The following is a 19,935-nucleotide window of genomic DNA, read 5'->3' as shown; positions in this document are numbered from 1 at the left end:
CGGCAGGGGAGGTGAATTATTCCGTATCGGTCTTAACGGGCAATGACGAAGACTTTGTTTGTATAAAATGACTCGAATTCAGCCACCGTGTCGAACTGATTCAAAGGTACACCTTCCGTAAATGCATGTCGACTTGGTTGGGCCTTACAGTGGGCAACCTTATAGTGGTAAAATATAGATAAGACATTTTGGGGGTGAAGGTGTGTATGGCTGAGTACAAAGATAGTAGGAAGTTGAACTTTTTATTACGGCACCTAGAATATCATTATACCTACAAAAAAACGTTCAATAATAAGGAAGCGAAAGGGGAAAAGCTCCTCCATTTTATAGTTGATCGTCCCGACCGTGTCACGGGGAATCCCCCTCCGCTGCTCAGGGTGCGAGTATCTTCCTCGGGAGGGCGATGCCAATGAAGGATGCTGCGGAGGGTCAGCATAAGCACGGGCAGCAAGCACATATCGAGATGCTACCGCTGTTCTCCACCACGGATAAGAACGGACGGATGACTATGCTCCGGCTGGGACATCGCGTCGGACGCGCGGCTCCGTTGATGCCGTGGCTGCTCACAGCTGCTGCACTATGGTCGCTGACAGGCTCCGTGCCGTTCGGCGCACTGCTCGGCATGGCGCCGACACCGTCAATCGGCATGCTCCTCGGTCATCCGATCACAGTGGGCGTCGCCGTTTTGCTGCTGTTCGTCGCGATTGGTACGACCGGCGGGGTGTACTCGCGAGCGATTGAGCAGTTCGGACAGACCAGGGTGGCCGGCCTGTTCGCGACGCTATCGGTCACAGGAGGGCTCGCAGCAGTCGCGGGAGTCCTCCTGCTCTGGACGCTGACAAGCGACCTGTCGCGCCCCTTTGACCTCGAGGCCATAGCGACATCGCCGACGATCCCGCTAGAGCTCGGCGCAGTCGTCGGAGCTTGCTTCGCCCTCTGGGCCGCCATTACGCTCCTGCGGTTGCCCGGCTCTATCGCCCACGCCCGGCGGCGTCAGGCGGACATCGAGCGACTCCGCGTGGAGGGTTCGTCATGCACCGGGACGTTGACCGCCTTGAATTTTACTAACAGTTGGCTCTTTAATTTCCCGTTGTTCACGGTTGAGGTAAATTATATCGTTGACGGTGCTCCTCGTGTCGTCTCAGCACACATGCGCACCAGCGCCGACCGCGTTCCCATCGTCGGGTCGCGAATGATCGTGCTGACCGACGGTCGCGGAACCACCCACGTGGAGCTGGACCTGGCGAGTGGAGCGACATTCGAGCCGGACGTGGGGAAGTACGCCCCGTCGGACGGTTGATTATGCGACCCTGATGCAGATAAGACATTCGCCCTAACGACAAGTTTCTTGCGGGTCTGGAAATTGCCTAGCACAAGCAACATACTAACTCGCTCTTTTGTCCAACCGTTCATGTTCATTAGATTCCTTTCACTTAACAAGTATAGGAGATGGAAACAAAGGCCAATCTAAAACTATCTGTTATAGAAGGGGCTCAGCACATGACGTATGGAGAAATTCTATTTCGTACGGCAACATCCTTCGTTGTTCTACTCGTTTTGACGCGTCTGCTCGGTAAAAAACAAGTCGGACATCTAACGTTCTTCAATTATGTGACAGGAATCACCTTCGGCTCCACCACTGCCGAGATTATCGTCAACAGACAAATCACGCTGCTGCAAGGAATATCTAGCTTGGTCTTATGGTCGCTCTTGGCGTTCATCATCGCATTGACCGGATTGCACTCCGTCAAAGCTCGTGAGATTCTCGACGGCCAGCCTACGATTCTCATCAAAAAAGGAGAAATTTTGGAGAAGACATTGACTAAACAGCACCTCAACATCGACGATTTAATCATGTTGCTTCGGAACAAGGATGTCTTTTCACCCGAAGAAGTCGAATTTGCAATTCTGGAACCTGACGGCAAACTCAGTGTGTTGAGAAAAGAAGAACTACTGCCTGCAACAAAAAAAGATATAAAAGCAGCCCTTACGCCTATTCAAAGAATCCCGACTGAGCTTATCATTGATGGCAAAATCGTAGAAAAAAATCTTGTGAAAATGGATGTCTCCTTTGCCTGGCTCAACCAACAATTAAAGAAAGCCAGCATTCATTCTTTGGATCAGGTATTTTACGCAGAGCTCCAATTAGATGGGACGCTGTATATCGACAAATACCAGGATTCGATCCTATAAAAAGACCCGGTAGCGACTACTTGAGTTCAACCTAACCTTCAACATCTTAGAATTGACCCTTCCAACGTTTTCCTTAAAGGATACAAGAAAAAAAGCACAGCGCCCTCAAAATATAGAGCGTCTGTGCCTTTACATTTGGTATACTTTTTCAGTGGCCTCGAAATTTGGTTGACCCCTTTTTAAAATAGAAGGTAGTTGACTTAACTCTACGTTGCGGATCTAACGGCGATTTCGAACAATTCGCGAGGATTGTTGCATTGTCCTTGATGCCTTCACGTTTGCCCCGATTCTGTCAGACAGTTTCCCTAATTTAGGAGCAACAACGATATTGCTTTACTATTACTTATGATACGGTTCAGCATTACGGGTCTATCGGCGAAAATTGTTAAAGGAGCTGTCGCTGCCAGCTCCTTTGCTTCAATTTAAATCTGATGGGGTATTATCATTTTCTGACCTGTTTCCTCACTGGAATGCTCTGAGCAAAACGAAACACATTATGAGGATCGTACTTTCGTTTCACCTGCTTCAGTCTACCAAAGTTCACACCATAATACGCCTTGGGCCAGTTCTTAATCTGCAAATCGGGAAAGTTCACATAATCCCCTTTAACAAAGGGACGCAAAGCTCTACGGAACCTTTTCACCCACTTAATGTTCCGCTGCTGCTCCCCGTTGTTTCTCCAGCGGGCTGACAATTCGTAGATGGTCTCCGCCTTCCGATGAGGATAGGCCGTTGCAGTAGGCGATACTCGACTCACGGCACTTCCTGAACCACCTAAACTTTGACTCCACACGCTGGAATGCCTGTTGGGTGCATTAGATAAAAAGTCACGAATAATTCGTACTCCTTCACGAGGCAAAGGTTGAAACCCGTAAGCTCCGGTTATTTTAAACTTGGGTTCCAAATTCAGATCCGATTCGGCAAAAAATTTGGTGGCTTCAATAAAAGGTACTGTCTTCACCAGCACCTTTACTGGAGTGCCTGCTCGCAAGAGCGGTCTAATCAATCGACGCAGCTCTTCAACACCGCCAAGCAATTGACCGGTAGATACGATAGTTCCTACCTGCCTGGCGGCCACCTCAATGGTTGAGGTTAAGCGGTTCGTGACAGATGGGGCCCAGCGCTGCCAGACTGGTAACACCTTCTCCAAATCACTCCATTTCCACTTGACGCTGTATATAGAAACCGTTGAAATGGGTCTAACCCGAAAAGTATAGGCTGTAGCAACGCCAAAGCTTCCTCCCCCGCCGCCTCGCGATGCCCACAATAGATCGGAATGTTTCCTCTTGTTTGCCACAATCGTCTTTGCTCCATACCGCCCCGAAGCTACGACCATCCTCACTTGCTTCAAGTTATCGCACGTAAGTCCATATTTGCGGGACAGAAGTCCAATGCCTCCACCCAGGGTAAGCCCGGCTACGCCTACGTCGGGCGCTGTCCCAGCCGGAAGTGCCATACGCTTATTCCACAGCTTTTTGTACACTCGGGCAAGTGGATTTCCCGTCTGTACAATGGCCACCCTATTTTTTCGATCAACCTTAACCTTATTCATCTCGCTTACATCGATAATAATACCGCCATTTACAGCCGAAAAACCTTCATAGCTGTGCCGCCCGCTGCGCACTCGCAGCCTTACGCCATGCTCACGAGCCCATTTGACTGCGTTGATTACATCCTGAGTTCGTCTGCAAAAAACAATGACCTTAGGAAATTTGGAAAATCGCCTATTGAACTCCATTCTGGCGGCATTATATGACGGATTGCCCGGGAATACGAGCCTCCCTGTTAATCGTGTTCCTCTCTTTTTCCGGTTTTGTGTCATCCACTTCACACCATCCCTGTTCATGGCATAAGCCTTTCTCATCAGCTTATGTAGGGACACTTGACCCAGTAGCGGCAAACGCCTTGTTTATATAGCAAAATAGTTCAAATCGCCGTTATAGGACCATTCTTTGTGTAATTCATTGCTCCTTGAGCGCTAGAAGCCAGCTTTGAGCTTGCTCCTCTAATTGAGCAACTGTCTCTTCAAACTTTTTTATTGGTCGGTAGCCCAACTCGTTTCTTATTTTATTGTAGTTATACACCATTCTTATTGGGCTACCATCAGGTATGATGAGCGTTTTATTTAGAGCATGCACAATACGTATACTAAATTCACTTTCTGTATAGTTTCCGTCCACCGCATTGTAGGTCTGATTTACTGCCGCAGCATGCGTTGCCGCTAATACGCACATCTCAGCTAAGTTATCCGCATGCACCCAAGGTGTTAAATCGTCAGGATGAATCCAATCTATATTATCTGCCGCAGCAAGCTTTGCAATCAGCCTGTCGCCCCAGTGGGAGTTATTTTCGGCACATATAATGCCTGGACGCAAAATGACGCAGTCTAACCCTCTAACCATTGCAGCTCGTACAATTCGTTCCGATTCGCACTTCGTTGATGTGTACACCTCAGAGTGACCGTATGCTAATTCACTGGCTTCATTCAGCTCTACCTCTCCTTCAAGATGACCATAAACGGATACAGTGGAAATATGTACGAGGCGTTTAACTCCTGCCGATATAGATTCATCAACCAGACTTTGGACCCCTTGAATATTAGATTTCTCAGCAGTGGCCCTATCGCCACCGAGATACGCTGCAGCATGAATAATGACATCTACATCTGCAAGAGCTTCCTTTATAACTTCTCTATCCGTTAGGTCTCCGATTATAGGGACAATACCTAGATTATTACAAAGGAGAACTTGCTCTTTGTTTCTTATAAGCCCTTTAACTCTTGCGCCCTCTCCGAAGCACCTTGTGACAATCTTGTCCCCTGCGGTTCCCGAAACACCGGTAACAAAAACAACCTTATTGCGAAGCCTCATTATAAATCCCCCTTTTTGACATTACTTTGTTTTTATAAAATGACTCGAATTCAGCTACAGAGTCGAACTGATTCAAAGGTACACCTTCTGTTTTAAGATGGTTTTCTAACTTTTCAGTAAGCTGTAGAACGGCTAATCGCAACGGCTCAAAATCTGTTGGATCCAAAAGTGCAACAAGATCTGGATACCCATATTGGACGTAAAACTCGCGATGCTCACCTAAGTCAACATTGCCAGGCCAACATCCTTTTTCTGCTGCATACAAATTTCGGGCTAGCCCGTCCTGCACACCAATAGCAACGAAAAAGGCTGTTTCGTAATCGCCTTTCTCACACGCAGTTAAAAGTTTATTCAGCATCCCCTTTTCCTCTTCATAGTACCCATTCATTTGCCCACTATAAGAGCGAACCTTTTTTTGACTATTTTGTCGCTCCGATATCAGGCAAAGTGTATCCGTAATTAGTTTTTCACAAGCTAATATAACTTCATCCGGAGTACGGCTGAACATGATGGTATCAAGATATTGATCCAGCTGGTCCGGCTTAATGGGGAGGCTTCTGACTTGCTCGCGATAGTGACCCCACATGCGCTTATAATAAATTTGGTTCAAGAAGCCAAGCGACTTAAAAATTTTAACCATAATCATCTGAGCCTGTGTTCGACAATAGGACAACTCCTGTGAGTTGCCAACAAGCTGCATTTTAGCCATATGGAAAAAGCAATCCTTTACTACTGATTCGGCTTTAATGGTCAATTCAGTTGCTTTGGATTCACTGCCCATGTTGGATATGGTCTCACGAAGCTCCATGAATCTGGCAAGATCACCTTCTGATCGAACATATAACAGCTCACAATCCGCTATAATCGTCGTATTCCACTCCTCGAATGCTGCCATTCTCTCCGCACGATCCCATCCGATTGGCCAGAAATCAAAGCTAATGCCGTCGATTATAAACTGACATCCTGCTTGTCTCCCTCTGGCTGTAGCCGGAATGAAGAAGAAATCTAAATCCGATCGCTCGGTCGCTCGACCCTGCAGGTATGATCCGTAGTAGCCGACAATTGCAACATCCTCCGGGTAATAGGTCTTTATATGTTTAACAATAATGTCCGCCACAGCAAAAACATCAATCATTGAAAAATCTCCTTATTGTAGATCAAGTAATAATTACTTTGTTTTTATCCCTATAGTAACCATGCCAGAAGCTTAATCATAGATAATAGACACTTAAAAACCATTTATTGCATAAGGGCTTCTGAATGATGGGCTGCTATATGTGTTTCTCATTTTTAGCTTATATAGGGAAAAGAAAAAGCCACACAGGAATTCCTTCCAATGTGACTTTGTGAGATTATTTTTTTGAATACACGATCTTCTTAATGCTATCGCAAGAAAGGCAAAATTGTTCGGATAGTTGATCAATTTTTGCACCAGCTGAAAAGTTTCTACGTATTTCGTCATTTCTTTGGTTCAAGTATGTTCGGCCCCCGGAGCATTCGCCCCATTTTTTACGTGACTGCTCAGGAGTAGGTATGTATATCATTCCACCTTGGACATACTTCTGCACTTCCTTTAGCAAGCTTTCAGGAAGGATACTATCGGCATTTACATATTTCATAATAGCTTTGCCCCTTAAAATGATTTTTAAGTTTTAAGGAAGCAAAGTCTATACTACAAATCGTTTCATCATGCTATGATGTCAGGCGGTAAATGATTCGTTCGCTCTATACAACAACCGCCGTTGTTTGTAGTGTAGACTTCGCATAGAGCAAATTGCTAAAAAACCAGTCATCTTCAACCCTCCTTCCTAAAAGATAGATTAAAGTTCTATTATAATGGTAAACCGCTTTCAAAAATATGCAAAAAATAATTTAGACTCATTTATTACATAATTCTATAGATTAAATTCATAAATATTAACAAAGATACGACTGGGCTCAGTGTGCTGCGCTCCAGTCGTATCTTTGTTCTTTGCTATTTAAAATCACCATTAAATTCGCTCTATATTTTATCACTATTTATGATAAGGTTCCCCGCGCTGACTGTAACGGCATGTTATGAAGAAAGACCATCAAGCATAAGCTTGATAGCCTAAGTATTTTTATATCTCTAAAAGTTTGATTGAGCTCGTTGCGCTCAAACCACATAATCAGCCATAATCAGCGCGATATCGAATGGTGTAGTGCCTTTTTCTACCGAAAATATCACATCGGCCTGTTCCGCTGTATCAACCGGTTCCCCTCTAGCCTTGGCATGGAGGTTGAACAAATCGTAGAGGTTCGGTTTCCGTAAATCCGTCATAGCCTTACCTATCAAAACCATACCTTTTTGGTTTCCCTCTACATTATTGTAGTAATGCGGATGTCTAGTCAGAGACAAATCGGTCCAGATGATCTTGCGCTCTACCAGATCCAGGATAACGGGAACGGCAATTTCCGTGTCAGCGGTAACGTCGATTTTATTGCTGACTGTAGAAGGCTCAAAGATCTCGCCGGAACCGGGTTTCTTGCGCATCATCCAGCCCACAAAGCACTCCGGCAGGTTACAGTAGGGTTGGTTGGTGAAGGAGTGGAGAGTCGCCACAATATATCGTCCGCCATAATCCACGATGGAGGGAATATGCAGATCAATGAATTCGCATGCGCCCTGAGGAGCCGATACAATATCTCCGCTGTGGACGGCTTTATATTTGGAGGACCGCAGATTGGTGTAAGAGATATGCTCAACATACTGCCAATTGTGATCATACAAGACAGCGGACAGGTCAATATCCACTCGGCCTGTAGGCGTATCGTTCACCATTCCCTCTTTCCACCAGCTAAAGAAGCGGATGGTGTCCCCTTCCATCATCGGTACACGGCTCCCCCGGACTATCGTATGCAGAGCTTTGCTTGCCGATCTTTGGGAGAATGGCACAAGATAATTCTGCAATCGTTGATCGACATATGTCTTTCCCAGAGACGGGAGTAAGGAGAACCGCTCTATAAGCACCCGTTCACAACCTTGCACAATGTCTTGGCATGCCGCTTTATCGATCTCCGGGAGGGTATCGGAAATAGCAAAGGCCTTGGCAACACTTCCTTTTGGGAAAAAGACACGCAGCTCATGCGGCTCATGGCGACGGGTAAAATGATTCTTCACTTGAAGCAGTACAGGCGTCGATACTTGGTTGGCCACTTCGCCAAAGGCCAGCACGACATACTCCGTGTGTTCGGTTGACCGCAATAATTGATCCAATCTTCTGGCAAATTCACCCGGACGCTGCAGCAACAGATCGATCAGCGTCCAGATCTGACGATACTTGAATGCGAGCTCTACACTTCCGTTAAAGGTCGTAAAGGGTTTATTATTGCGTAAAATATCAAACGCTTCCTCGCAGCGTATATACCGGTGCTTATATTCAGAGGGGTGCAGGATTTCTCCTAACCGTATCCAGCGTTCCTTGTATCTCAGCATATCCTCTGTAATAGGGTAACAGCGTTCCAGGATTCCGAGTAGCAACCGTCTTTCACGCCGCTTGAATTTACGAAACCTTGTCGCTTTAGCCAGACTGACATCGCCATTTGACCAAGCCACAGCCAGACGAAGCACATCCGTAGCGGTTGTGAAATAGTGCCCGATTTGTTCTAGATTAGCCTTCTCATGCTTCAGTAATGAAGCAACTACGAATCCGGCATTCTCCTTGAATGGAATCTCGGACGGAAGAATCTCATGTATTGCCTCCAGATCTGTGAACTCCAGAACTGTATCGATGTCCTTTTTGTCTGTATCGGAGATCGATCCTTTGGCCTGTATAAGCTGACGCATCATGGTGTGAAGCCCCGCTTTGCTTCCAAGACCGATTACTTTCAGATTTACCCTATCCAAGAATGGAGGTCTGTCGGCCGTCTCATACCTAGGCAAATCTAAGGTATGGTAGTGATCCATAGCATTCAGATACAGCTCCACATCATCCGCCTGCATCACCTGCATCGGGAAATCGGGGTACATCGGACAGTACTTCACATGTGCGCCTACCATTGCCTTTAAAGCTGCAATCATTTCATCATACAAAGCTTTAAACTGCTCTTCGGATAAAGTGTACAAAGCGCGCATCAAGGACGGTGAGAACGTAAATCCAAGAACTTCGATATTTTTTAGGGCTGTTGCCAAATAAGCCTTCGGGAGCCGATCCAGCCTCTCGCCTTCGTCTACAATCAGTTTGTTTGCTCTGCGCAGATAGATGGTATTGTTCATCAAACAAAGTGTCCATGAAAGCCATATCCCTAATATCATATGGGTAAAAGGAAGGCAGGAAGGAATATGATAGCCTGGACGCCTCCTCTCGTGATTGAAGTACATTAGGAAAGCTGCGACCCTAATTTCGCCAATGATGTAGAAGGAAGGATCGCAATAGCCTAAAGATCAACGTTCAGAAGCCGTAACTCCAAACCTTTGATGTACCCATCATCCCATACCTGCCCCCATGCCAACAGGGTGAAAGTATTACGACGTTTGGGGGATTTTACCTCTTACAACTTAAACCTGCCCTATTTATGATACGGTTCCCCCCGTTGGAGACTTCGACAACGAAAAAAGAGTAGGGATTTAACCCTGCAATAAGTCCATGAATATGCGGTTTGAAGCTTTAACAAGCTGCGCTTATGATCTTCGTATTGTCCATCATTCCCCTTTCAAGAGGTGTGGTCAATACGATAGCTTTATACGTCCGATTATTGTCAGAAGAATAGGTTAAAGGCGGCTTGAGGAACTACGCACTTATTCTGCTGAACATGGCCTATCCATCTATCGTGATTACGTGGACGAAGGATACTCCGGTAAATCCATAGAAGGAAGACCAGTCATGCTGGAACTTCTGGAAGATGCGAAGCGAGAACGATTTCAAAGCGTCATCATATGGAAATTGAATTGCTTAGCACGTAACTTGATAGATCAACACAAGATGCTGGAAATATTCAAACAGCACAATATTGGCTGGGTGAGCTTGACTGAGCCACTTGAAACGAATTCAGCACAGGGCACTTTATGGTACATATGATTTGCGCTATTGCTCAAATAGAGCGGAAACAGATTGCTCAGAACGCAAGTTTGGGGATGCAGAAACGAAGCTCGGAAGGGAACTGGAACAGCGGCAATTATGGAGTTAGTGCCGGAGAACAAACACTCTGCGGTTATGGAGCGCATGGAACAGGCAACTCGTGATTGTTTCCGCTCGATTGGACTTGGTGAAGCATATGAGCAAATGGAAGCGTGGGGGAGTGTGGATAGGTGACGCTAGGAAAATAAATGGAGAACGCCTGTGATGGACGTTCTCCTTTGGTTTAGCGTGGTGGAGCCTGCTTAAAAAAGCTGCCCTCTAAAGTATTTCTGACTTTGTGAGGACTGCTTCGTCAAATAATTATTTAAAAAATCTTCTGAACAAATTTGGATATTCCTCGGGAGGTATTGGCTCGTTGTTTGGCCCTTTACGTATATGATATCTACCATCAAACAAAGACGGTTCATTTCTACTCTCAATTTGAAATATAAGTATCGATTTCTCATAGTAACTAATTAGTTTTATATTTCTTGATATCTGATTTTTATCTGCTTCTGAAATAGGCATAAGGGAGATTTTTTGAATGATGTACTGGAAGTAACCATCAAGACCAGCTTTATATTTTGAAGCTTCACCTTGTACACCAGTAATATCAAACTTATTAAATTTTATTGAACTTGTACCATAAACTGATTCAACCCTATCGGCCGCAGCTTGATCATCAGCAATTCCAACAATGACATAACCTACTGTATTTGGCCCTAAGTTGGCCATTGCTGTAAGTGTTAGAATCACTTTTTGGAAAAGCGCATCATCAAACTCGAAATCTCCCCCCAGCCTATGGAATCCTTGTTTAAAATCATATAAAGATTGCTCCGTAAAAGACTGAGTTAAGATATTTTCGAATTGAGTTATCCAAGAATCTATTGCTGGATCTCTTCTTTCTTTCTTGACAAAAACACCTCTAATGATGCCTGCTACCGCGGCCACATTACTTTGACGTTCTCTTGCGCTCCAACGTCCACCCCCGCCTCCTAAATTCATGTTTCTACTACCCATATTATTTAAAAGATCAATTAATCCCCTATAATTAGCAACTGTTAAAGATTCTAGTATCAAAAGTTCATATAATGCTAAAAATAATATTTGAAAATATCTGGGGAGTCGTGGTCCCGCATCTTCAAATAGTAATCTATTGAAGGTTTGTCCAGAGTGGTTCAAAATTTTTCTTAGTTCATCATATACATGTAAGAACTGTTGACCCAAGACCTCTGGCGTAACCTTAAGAACTGCTGATTCAATTTCCTGAAACCTACTATCTCCTTCTCCTTCAACATTAGGAATTCCGTAGTACTCATCAAGAATATCAGAACTTGAAGGAGGTTTTATACTTAACGCCATATACGCCAATATGTCAGAAATCACTTCCTCATCGCGTGATTGCCTAACGTATTCTCTTGTTAGTATCCCCTCAGCCACCCAAAACACACTATCAACGTTAATCCCATAAGGTAAGTCGCGGCTTGTGATACTAATATTTTTCATTTCATTAAGCAGGAGTGTGTCATGTGCAGAAACATCACCACGAACCTTACTAGATATATGCCTAACAAGCTGCGCAAAATGACCCGTTGCTCCAGCTTGTCTTAATTCTTGTTTAGAAAGATGTTTACCATTCGAATTAATCCTTCTAAAAATCTCATCAATCTTGTCTATCCCTTCAAAGGAATAGATAGATAATGGTACATTATACCCAGCTATCTGGGTGCACACTTTCCTGTCCATTCTAGGGAATTTTTGAATTAAATCACCGCTATCTAATAATAACTTTGTTTTCGCCATTGTTTCCAGATCAAAATACTCACCTTCTAAATCAAACTCACCTTCAATAAATGAAATCAAAGCATTTAATCTCTGCATACCGTCTATTATTTCAAAGTTTTTTTGATCATGAAAGTTAACCTCGGCTACTAATATAAGCGGTATAGGAAAGCCACTACGAATAGAGTCAATAAATGCTTTCTTTTCTTCAATACTCCAAACTAATTTTCTTTGATACCTTCGATTTACTAAAAAACGCTCACCAATAAAGTAATCATATATCCTCTGTATACTTTCACCACGTATAGCCAAATCCTGCATTAATCTATCCATACCCTCGCACCTACCTCCCGTCTCTAAATCAACGACAAACATGTCTTTTATAAATAAATTCTTTAAAATATCCGTTTTATCCTGCTGGATTATTTCCCAAAATAGTTTTAACGGTTATTTGTGGTATGAATCTCCTTCAATATTAAAACCAAAACCCAATACATCTCCGTCACCTGCGACACTGTTCCACCGATTAATTTAAAAATCCGATACCCCCGTTCCAGCACCAGCACTTTCATCATCTCGAGCGGGTAAGTCATGCGGTCGAAGGACAGCCCGTCGGCGCGGGAGAGGATGGTGGGCGATACATTAATTGAATCTTCCCCCTTTCTACAGTACAAATTTCCGAATATCTGCAAGTAGTTTTTCTATAATTTCAGAAGTGTAGGCTTAGCATTGACCTCTCGTTTATTCTGAGCCACCATAAATGACTTGGTCCAGTCTATTTCTCGTAGTAATCAATGAATTTCCTATCTTCACGTTTTTTCATTAAGCTTTCTTTATGTATTTTCACAAGTTCATTAATACTTTTTTTATTTTTGTTAGAAATTTCGAATTTAAATTCTTGTAGTATGGCATTCGAATTATCACTATTACTTTCTCTGAGAGCTTTCATTTCGTTAATAAGCATTAGAGTCTTAAGAGTTCTTGTCAATACACTTTCAGCAAATTTACTGTATTTACTTTTTTTCAATAGATATTTTTCTGTGTTTAATAAATACATCAGTTCTAGCCTTTTTTCATCGTATTGACGTAAATTTTGACTGAAAACATCATCGATTTTTTTGTTTTCTTCAACATATTCAATTACGCATAGAATGCTAGATAGTAATGTTGAACTAATAACATAATACCTTGTATCAAGATTTCTTTTTTCCTTTAAATACGATGATAATGAAATAATAACAGAAACTAAACTACTTGTAAAAAGTCCAATCAATATATTCCCTATAAACCCTACATGTACATTTTCAATTTTGATTAGGCTGTATTCGATACATACAGATAATAAAATGAAAATCAATGCAGAAAAAAGAGTTGTATAGAATACCGTTCTATGTATATTCATCCAATCCCATCTTTCTCGGCATAATATTCAGATTTTCTCTATTCTACCGCAAATTTAAGTTTTTTATATAAATCCCTAGTTGTTGCAGTCCATAGAAACCCATCTCTTTGGGCTCTGCATTACATACTATGTGCTCATCGACGACTCACCAGAACATCATTTTCGCCGTTTATGCATTTTCTTTATCACCCTAACTGCAAAAAATTTCGCAGTCACTTATGATAAGGTTCCCCCCGCACAATCTTAAACACCCGGTACACCTGCTCGGTCAGCACAAGACGCAGCAACTGATGCGGATAGGTTATCCTTCCAAAAGACAGCTTCATATTAGCGCGGCGCAGCACTTCATCAGCGAGTCCCAAGCTTCCGCCAATGACAAAAGCGATCTGGCTTTTCCCATACGTGCCCAGCTCCTCGACATGCTTCGCCAATTGCTCTGACGTCCACATTTCGCCTTCAATCGCCATTGCGACAACGTACGTATCCTGCTTAATATGGCTCAGTATCCGCTCGCCTTCCTTAGCCTTCACCTGCTGCTCTTCACTCGCGCTAAGCTGCTCTGGCGCTTTCTCGTCTGCTACCTCAACTAGCGTTAGCTTCGCATACGGAGCCAAGCGCTTAGCGTATTCTGCGATCCCTTGCGTTAAATATTTCTCTTTCAGCTTGCCCACTGAAATAATCTGTATTTGCACTGACAACTTCTCCTTTATTTGCAGCCTGTTTATCGGCCTGTCCTATTAGTACCCATCTTACCATCCGTCCGCGGCAAAAACACTTTTATAAGCCCAGAAAAAAAGGCCAACCAGACCCTATCTGGCTGACCTTATGATTCAAAAATCTAAACATTATCCCCGCATGCCCAATTGGCTCTATTACTCACTAATATCCATCAGACTCCGGCTTTCTCAAATAAACTTCTCAAGCTCGCCATTTCCTCGCGATCGCTTCAATCTGCTGCGGCGAAGTCCGGCAGCAGCCTCCAATAATACGGGCGCCGGCTTCATACCAGCCCTCTGCTTCCTCTAGAAAGCTTGGGCAGCTGCCCTCGCCATGCCAAGTCTTTGTCTCCGGATTATAGCTTTCCCCGGAATTCGGATAAACAATAACGGGCTTCTGCGAGTGAGCGCGAAGCACCTTAATCGCCTCCGTCACGACAGCGCCGGGGGCGCAGTTCATGCCGATCGCGGCAATCTGCTCGCTTTGCGCGAAGGCAGCCGCGCATTCCGCCAGCGAAGTGCCTTCGCTGATCGCCGTTTCATTTTTCAATGAAAACGACAGCCACGCGTAAACGCCCGGAAATTCCTTCAATAAAGCATCCAGCACTCTGGCCTCCTGTAGGGAAGGAACCGTCTCGAACGCCAATAAATCCGCACCAGCTTCAATAACAGCGGCCATTCTTGGTCGGTGGAACTCTGTCAGCACCTCATCCGTCACCCCATAGTTGCCGACATACTCCGAGCCATCCGCCAAATAAGCGCCATATGGACCAATGGAAGCAGCAACGAGCGGCCTCGGTCTATTCGTGGCAAGAGCATCAGTCCCCGAAGAAACATCACCATTACCCTCCTTAGCAGCACCCGCACCCTCTTGATCCCAATAATCATCACGTGCTTTCCGCGCCAGCTCCACCGTGCTTTTGATCAGCTTGAGTGCTTCCTCTTCACTAAGCCCGCGCTTGCGAAAACCATCTACCGTCGCCTGATAGCTCGACGTCGTCGCACAATCCGCTCCTGCGCGGTAATAATCCAGATGCACCTGATAAATCAGCTCAGGCTGTGACAGCAGCACGCGCGCGGACCAAAGCGAATCATTCAGATCGCAGCCATGCCGCTCCAGCTCCGTCGCCATTGCGCCATCCAGCACCATAATCTCATGCTTCTGCAAAATATCTTCTAATACATTGTGCGCATTCCCGTTAGACTTTCCCATAACGTTTTTCCTCCCCTTTTCCTACTATCTATCAATCCCTTTTTTTTCAGCACTATATTTCCCGTCACTTCAAGTCACTCTAAGTCACTTCACGTTACGTCCTGCCTCACTCGCTACTTCTTCACACGATAAAACGCATAATAGCTAATGTAGCACAGCGCAATAAACGGAACCCCGCAATACAGCGCAATCCGCTGTGTCGGATCAAACGCAATACCGATGCAGGACGCCAGACAGAGCGCGAACGAAGCAATCGGCACAAAAGGATACCAAGGCGTCCGATACGCCAGCTTGTCCGCCGAGTTCCCCTCGCGGAGATACTGTCTGCGGAACATAAACTGCGAAGCACTAATGCTCATCCATACGACGACAACCGCAAGCCCCGATATCGACACTAGAGCAATATAAACTGTGCCGGGCGCAACAATGCTGGAGAGCAGCGCAAGCCCGCCGCCCATTATACTCAGAATGACAGCATTCAGCGGAACGCCATGCTTTGTCAGCTTGGCAAACATAGGCGAAATGGTCCTCTTGTCAGCCAGCGACCACAGCATCCGCGAAGACGCATACAAGCCCGAGTTCGCCGCCGACAAAATCGCTGTCAAAATAACAAAGTTCATTACATCAGCCGCATACGGCACGCCGACTCGCTCCATTACCGTCACGAAGGGACTTTCCGTAACCCCCGCCTCCGACATGGGCAGCAAGGCCGACAGCACAACAATCGTTCCAATGAAAAAAATAACGAGACGAAACAGCGTCGTGCGAATCGCTTTCGGAATCGTCTTCTCGGGATTCACCGACTCTCCCGCTGCAATCCCTATTAGCTCCGTGCCGGAGAAAGCAAAATTCACCGCCAGCATCGTCAGTAAAATCGCAAAGGCCCCATTCGGGAACCACCCTGCGCTCGTAATATTGGTTAAAAAGGGCGCTGGCGCCGAATCCGCCATTGGCACAATACCGAACATCGCTCCTGCTCCGATAACAATAAACAGCACAATCGTTAAAACTTTTACAGATGAGAACCAAAATTCCGATTCCGCAAAAAAACGTACCGATCGTGCATTTAAGACAAATATTAACGCAGCGAATAACGCGCTCCAAATCCAGACATTAACCGATGGGAACCAGCGCTGCATGAGCAGCCCCGCCGCCGTAAATTCCGAGCCTAACGCCACCGTCCAGGTGAGCCAGTACAGCCAAGCGACGGTGTAGCCCGTAGCGGGACCGAGATATTTTGCCGCATAGCTGTGAAACGCTCCCGTCTCCGGCATATGTACCGACAGCTCGCCCAAGCACAGCATAACGAGATATACCGCTATGGCGCCAACCAGATAGGACAAAATCGCGCCAAACGGCCCCGCCTGCTGAATCGTATAACCAGAGCTTAGGAACAAGCCCGTCCCAATCACACCGCCAAGCGAGAGCATAACGATATGCCGCGCCTGCATTTTTCGCTGAAACTGCTGCTTACTTCCACTGTCCACGTTCATTCTCCTAAGTATCAAATTCGGACAAATAAAAACACACTCCCTTTCGAAAAAGAGTGCGCCACTAACGAATCCGCATAAGCGGAATTCAAGTTTTTTTCGCCCCTGCAACAAGTTAACTTCAATATATCGGGCTGTCAGGTTCATGTCAATGTTAATATTGACCGACATCATAACACGCTGAGCAACACATTTTAAAATCCGCAAAAAATCGCTGGGCATATGGATGCGCCCAGCGATATATTAAAGCTATTCTTATTATCGGTTCTTCCCTTATACGACAAGAAACAGTGCCCCATCCTCGCATAAATCGCATTTGCGCGGCGGGTCCCAGTCTGCAAATTCCGTTTCCTTCAAATCTACGATATCCGGTGCGTCCTCGTACTCATCAACGAACTTATCGATCGCTAGCTCCACGTGTTTTTTGCATACACAATACATAGTTGGTTCGCTTCCTCTTCTGCTTGATTTAATCAGGGTGTTGTCCCTTTGCCTTCCGTTAGCATAACAAACAACCTGCATATTGTGAAGCCCGCACCTTTTCGTCCAAAGAAAAAAAGAGCCGCCGCAACAGGCTTCCTCCTGTCCACGACCGCTCTCCCTAATAGGATGACGATTTTTATTCTTCCACCTTATCGGTTAACGAAAGTTGCGCCGTCGTCAGCTTGCCGTCCCGGTAGAAGGTCACTTCCACCTTGTCGCCGATGTGCTTCTTGGAGTACAGGTACTTCCGCAGCTCCATCGTACTGCCAACGGCCTGCTTATCCAGCTTGACGATCACATCGTTGAAGACGAGACCCGCCTGCTTCGCTGGACCGACCGCTTCCAGCACAATGACGCCCGCCCGGACCTCCTCCGGCAAAATAAGCTGCGCCGCGCCTTCAGCCTCATCGTCGCTGCCATCTTTCGAACTGCCGGCTTTCCCGCCAGCGCTGCCGCCCTGCTGTGCAAAATATTGCGCCAGGTCCATCGTGTACACGCCCAAATACGGACGCGGCACATAGCCTTTTTCCAGTAAATCATTTATGATTGGCATCGCAATGTTCGTCGGAATAGCGAAACCGAGACCTTCCACGCCGATATCTGCAATTTTCATACTGTTGATGCCGACGACCTGACCATTCAGATTAATGAGCGGGCCGCCGCTGTTGCCTTGGTTGATGGACGCATCCACCTGAATAACCTCTTGCTCCCAATCATAGTTGCCATCCTGATTCAGCGATACAGGCACGATTTGACGTGTTTTGCTAACGATACCCATGGATAAGGAATCGCCCAACCCGAGCGGATTGCCGATGGCAATGACGAATTCAGCCGGCTGCAAGGCAGAGGAATCACCGATTTCCGCAACGGTATCAATGCCCTTGTCGTCGATTTCCAACACAGCCAGATCAGAAATTTGATCTTCGCCAATCATTTTCGCCGCGCGCTCCTCGCCGCTAATGAGCGTAACCTTAAGCGCATCCGCATCGACGGTGACGTGGTAGTTTGTCATAATATAGGCTTTGCCATTTTCTTTTTTGAAAATAAATCCTGAACCAACGCCGGCCTGCTGCAAGCTGTTCTTCTCTATACTGTCTTTGCTTTCACTCTTGCCGCCATCGCCTTCATCATTCGGAACACCCATGCTGAAAACCTGCCGCTGCTCATTAATAACGCTGACGACAGCCGGCCTGACCTTCGCCGAAGCCTGAATCGTCTTCATTTCCAGCGATTCGCTGTCATCCGACATCTTCGCCGTAGAAACCGCCTGCACGTTGGCGCTGCCGCCAACTCCGCCATTAAAGAACAGCCCGAACAGCAGCACAGCCGCTATTGCGCTTGTAGATGAAGAGATAAAGGCAATGCGCACACTGGACCAATTCCGCCTCGTCTGCTTGCTTGACAAGATGCGCCGCTCCTTGCTGAAGGCGCGTGTGCGTCTGGATACTTTCGTCGAATAGAAATCGTCATCGAATAATCCCATATCTATCTCTCCTCTCGATATCCGGCCGACATCAAGACTATTTGGTATATCTCTCAATCCAAATTAATGCTGCTAGGAATAATTTCGGAAGATTGGACTACAATAATAATAGATTACAATTCGCAGCTAGAGAAAATTTTTATTAAAAGATGATTTGCTTTCCATTCCATGGCCAAAGGAGCTTGATTTTAATGAAAAAACCTACTTCCATCCCCTCCGCCTGGGAGCATGTGCAGCTCGGCGCGATGCTCGCAGATCTGAAAGAGGAGCACTATCGTACCGTTCTAACCTTAAGCGCATTGCTAGAGCTTCTGCTAGAGAAAGGCATTGTTACAGTAGAGGAATTACAAGCCAAGACTAGTCAGCTTGACAATCAAATGGATGAACAGCTGCACAAGCTTATTTCTTCTTCACTTCGTCCCATTCAGTAGGCTTGTCGTGATACGTGTGCCGCAGGGGGAAGTCCTCTTTTTTGAAGAAAATCCCGTTGTCTTCTAATATATTATTAACGGTTAGCATCGCTAAGTCCATTAAATTATGATCAAGGCTAAGATGGGCCAAATACACCCGCTTTGTCCGGTCCGTCAGCAGCTCGCAGAGCGCTTCCCCAGCCGCTACATTGGATAAATGTCCGACGTCGCTTAAGATGCGCCGTTTCGTATTCCATGGATAACGCCCCATCCGGAGCATCTCCGTATCATGATTGGATTCCAGCACCAGCACATCCGAATCAATGATCGCCTGCTTCACCTTATCGCTCATATAACCAAGGTCGGTCGCCAGACTCAGCTTAACGCCCTGATCGACGAAGGTATAGCCCACCGGCTCCGCAGCATCATGCGAAATCGGAAAAGACTGTATTTGCAGCGAACCGAAGTTAAGCGTATCTCCCGTCTCGATCACAATGCGCTTATCGGCATCGATTTTGCCCACATGCCGCTCCATCGCGCCCCAAGTCGCTTCATTCGCATAAATAGGCAGCTCATGCTTGCGCGCAAACGCACCGAGCCCTTTAATATGATCAGAGTGCTCATGCGTGACGAACAGCGCGTCCAACTGATGGCCGAACACTCCGCGCTCCTTCATGAGCTCCTCCATTTTTTTGGCGCTTAGCCCCGCATCGACGAGTACCATCTTGTCGCCATTATTAATAATTGTGCCATTCCCCGTTGAACCGCTTGCCAGTACTGTAAACCATAGTCCCATTTCCGCCTCGTCCTATCCT

General features: G+C 45.9%; 17 protein-coding genes and 1 pseudogene. 4 read left to right on the top strand and 14 right to left on the bottom strand.

Features of this window, described 5'->3' with window-relative positions; genetic code table 11:
- Nucleotides 1-409 precede the first annotated feature (409 nt).
- Nucleotides 410-1,300 (top strand): hypothetical protein, encoded by an 891-nt coding sequence (locus tag ABEW34_RS23460; protein WP_430161886.1) that lies wholly within the window; start codon nucleotides 410-412, stop codon nucleotides 1,298-1,300.
- Nucleotides 1,301-1,500: 200 nt separating this feature from the next.
- Nucleotides 1,501-2,193, top strand: a complete 693-nt coding sequence (locus ABEW34_RS23455; protein WP_430161884.1) for a DUF421 domain-containing protein — start codon at nucleotides 1,501-1,503, stop codon at nucleotides 2,191-2,193.
- Nucleotides 2,194-2,635: 442 nt separating this feature from the next.
- Here the strand turns inward: ABEW34_RS23455 and ABEW34_RS23450 are convergent, their stop codons facing one another.
- The 5 genes from ABEW34_RS23450 to ABEW34_RS23430 all read right to left on the bottom strand — a co-directional run bounded on the left by ABEW34_RS23450 (nucleotide 2,636) and on the right by ABEW34_RS23430 (nucleotide 9,300).
- Nucleotides 2,636-4,015 (bottom strand): FAD-binding oxidoreductase, encoded by a 1,380-nt coding sequence (locus tag ABEW34_RS23450; protein ID WP_430161882.1) that lies wholly within the window; start codon nucleotides 4,013-4,015, stop codon nucleotides 2,636-2,638.
- A 139-nt stretch (nucleotides 4,016-4,154) separates the two neighbouring features.
- Nucleotides 4,155-5,063: an NAD-dependent epimerase/dehydratase family protein gene (locus tag ABEW34_RS23445; RefSeq protein ID WP_430161880.1), complete on the bottom strand. Its 909-nt coding sequence runs from the start codon at nucleotides 5,061-5,063 to the stop codon at nucleotides 4,155-4,157.
- Complete coding sequence (locus ABEW34_RS23440; protein WP_430161878.1) at nucleotides 5,047-6,198, bottom strand: hypothetical protein; 1,152 nt, start codon at nucleotides 6,196-6,198, stop codon at nucleotides 5,047-5,049. Before ABEW34_RS23440 ends, ABEW34_RS23445 begins: the two co-directional genes overlap by 17 nt.
- 217 nt (nucleotides 6,199-6,415) lie before the next feature.
- Nucleotides 6,416-6,682 (bottom strand): CD3324 family protein, encoded by a 267-nt coding sequence (locus ABEW34_RS23435; RefSeq protein ID WP_430161876.1) that lies wholly within the window; start codon nucleotides 6,680-6,682, stop codon nucleotides 6,416-6,418.
- Nucleotides 6,683-7,200: 518 nt separating this feature from the next.
- Nucleotides 7,201-9,300: a TerD family protein gene (locus ABEW34_RS23430; RefSeq protein ID WP_430161874.1), complete on the bottom strand. Its 2,100-nt coding sequence runs from the start codon at nucleotides 9,298-9,300 to the stop codon at nucleotides 7,201-7,203.
- A 514-nt stretch (nucleotides 9,301-9,814) separates the two neighbouring features.
- On the opposite strand from ABEW34_RS23430, the pseudogene ABEW34_RS23425 reads away from it, so the two are divergent.
- Nucleotides 9,815-10,102, top strand: a pseudogene (locus tag ABEW34_RS23425) (recombinase family protein); the annotation flags it as partial.
- A 360-nt stretch (nucleotides 10,103-10,462) separates the two neighbouring features.
- Here ABEW34_RS23425 and ABEW34_RS23420 read toward each other — a convergent pair.
- The 8 genes from ABEW34_RS23420 to ABEW34_RS23385 all read right to left on the bottom strand — a co-directional run bounded on the left by ABEW34_RS23420 (nucleotide 10,463) and on the right by ABEW34_RS23385 (nucleotide 18,710).
- A complete protein-coding gene (locus tag ABEW34_RS23420) occupies nucleotides 10,463-12,256 on the bottom strand; it encodes a GmrSD restriction endonuclease domain-containing protein (protein ID WP_430161872.1) in 1,794 nt (597 codons plus the stop codon).
- Between the two features lie 107 nt (nucleotides 12,257-12,363).
- Nucleotides 12,364-12,597 carry a hypothetical protein gene (locus ABEW34_RS23415; RefSeq protein WP_430161870.1) on the bottom strand — a complete coding sequence of 78 codons (234 nt, stop codon included), beginning with the start codon at nucleotides 12,595-12,597 and terminating at the stop codon, nucleotides 12,364-12,366.
- 101 nt (nucleotides 12,598-12,698) lie between these two features.
- Nucleotides 12,699-13,325: a hypothetical protein gene (locus ABEW34_RS23410; protein ID WP_430161868.1), complete on the bottom strand. Its 627-nt coding sequence runs from the start codon at nucleotides 13,323-13,325 to the stop codon at nucleotides 12,699-12,701.
- 212 nt (nucleotides 13,326-13,537) lie between these two features.
- Nucleotides 13,538-14,017, bottom strand: coding sequence for a 23S rRNA (pseudouridine(1915)-N(3))-methyltransferase RlmH (rlmH, locus tag ABEW34_RS23405; protein WP_430161866.1), 480 nt, complete (start codon nucleotides 14,015-14,017; stop codon nucleotides 13,538-13,540).
- A gap of 226 nt (nucleotides 14,018-14,243) precedes the next feature.
- Nucleotides 14,244-15,254, bottom strand: coding sequence for a homocysteine S-methyltransferase (gene mmuM / locus ABEW34_RS23400; RefSeq protein ID WP_430161864.1), 1,011 nt, complete (start codon nucleotides 15,252-15,254; stop codon nucleotides 14,244-14,246).
- Between the two features lie 113 nt (nucleotides 15,255-15,367).
- A complete protein-coding gene (gene mmuP, locus ABEW34_RS23395; protein WP_430161862.1) occupies nucleotides 15,368-16,741 on the bottom strand; it encodes an S-methylmethionine permease in 1,374 nt (457 codons plus the stop codon).
- 276 nt (nucleotides 16,742-17,017) lie between these two features.
- Nucleotides 17,018-17,185 (bottom strand): CxxH/CxxC protein, encoded by a 168-nt coding sequence (locus ABEW34_RS23390; protein ID WP_338553732.1) that lies wholly within the window; start codon nucleotides 17,183-17,185, stop codon nucleotides 17,018-17,020.
- A 178-nt stretch (nucleotides 17,186-17,363) separates the two neighbouring features.
- A complete protein-coding gene (locus ABEW34_RS23385; protein ID WP_430161860.1) occupies nucleotides 17,364-18,710 on the bottom strand; it encodes a S1C family serine protease in 1,347 nt (448 codons plus the stop codon).
- Between the two features lie 191 nt (nucleotides 18,711-18,901).
- Between ABEW34_RS23385 and ABEW34_RS23380 the strand changes: the two genes are divergently transcribed.
- Entirely contained in the window at nucleotides 18,902-19,141 is a 240-nt protein-coding gene (locus ABEW34_RS23380; protein ID WP_430161858.1) for a hypothetical protein, read from the top strand.
- Here the strand turns inward: ABEW34_RS23380 and ABEW34_RS23375 are convergent.
- Nucleotides 19,110-19,916, bottom strand: a complete 807-nt coding sequence (locus ABEW34_RS23375; RefSeq protein WP_056036170.1) for an MBL fold metallo-hydrolase — start codon at nucleotides 19,914-19,916, stop codon at nucleotides 19,110-19,112. The two genes, ABEW34_RS23380 and ABEW34_RS23375, sit on opposite strands and share 32 nt — an antisense overlap.
- Nucleotides 19,917-19,935 lie beyond the last annotated feature (19 nt).

This window comes from Paenibacillus algorifonticola, assembly GCF_050481745.1.
In the GTDB taxonomy this organism is placed as follows: domain Bacteria; phylum Bacillota; class Bacilli; order Paenibacillales; family Paenibacillaceae; genus Pristimantibacillus; species Pristimantibacillus algorifonticola_A.
The sequence above is the reverse complement of the archived record's forward strand: the minus strand, read 5'-3'. Positions and strand labels throughout refer to the sequence as shown.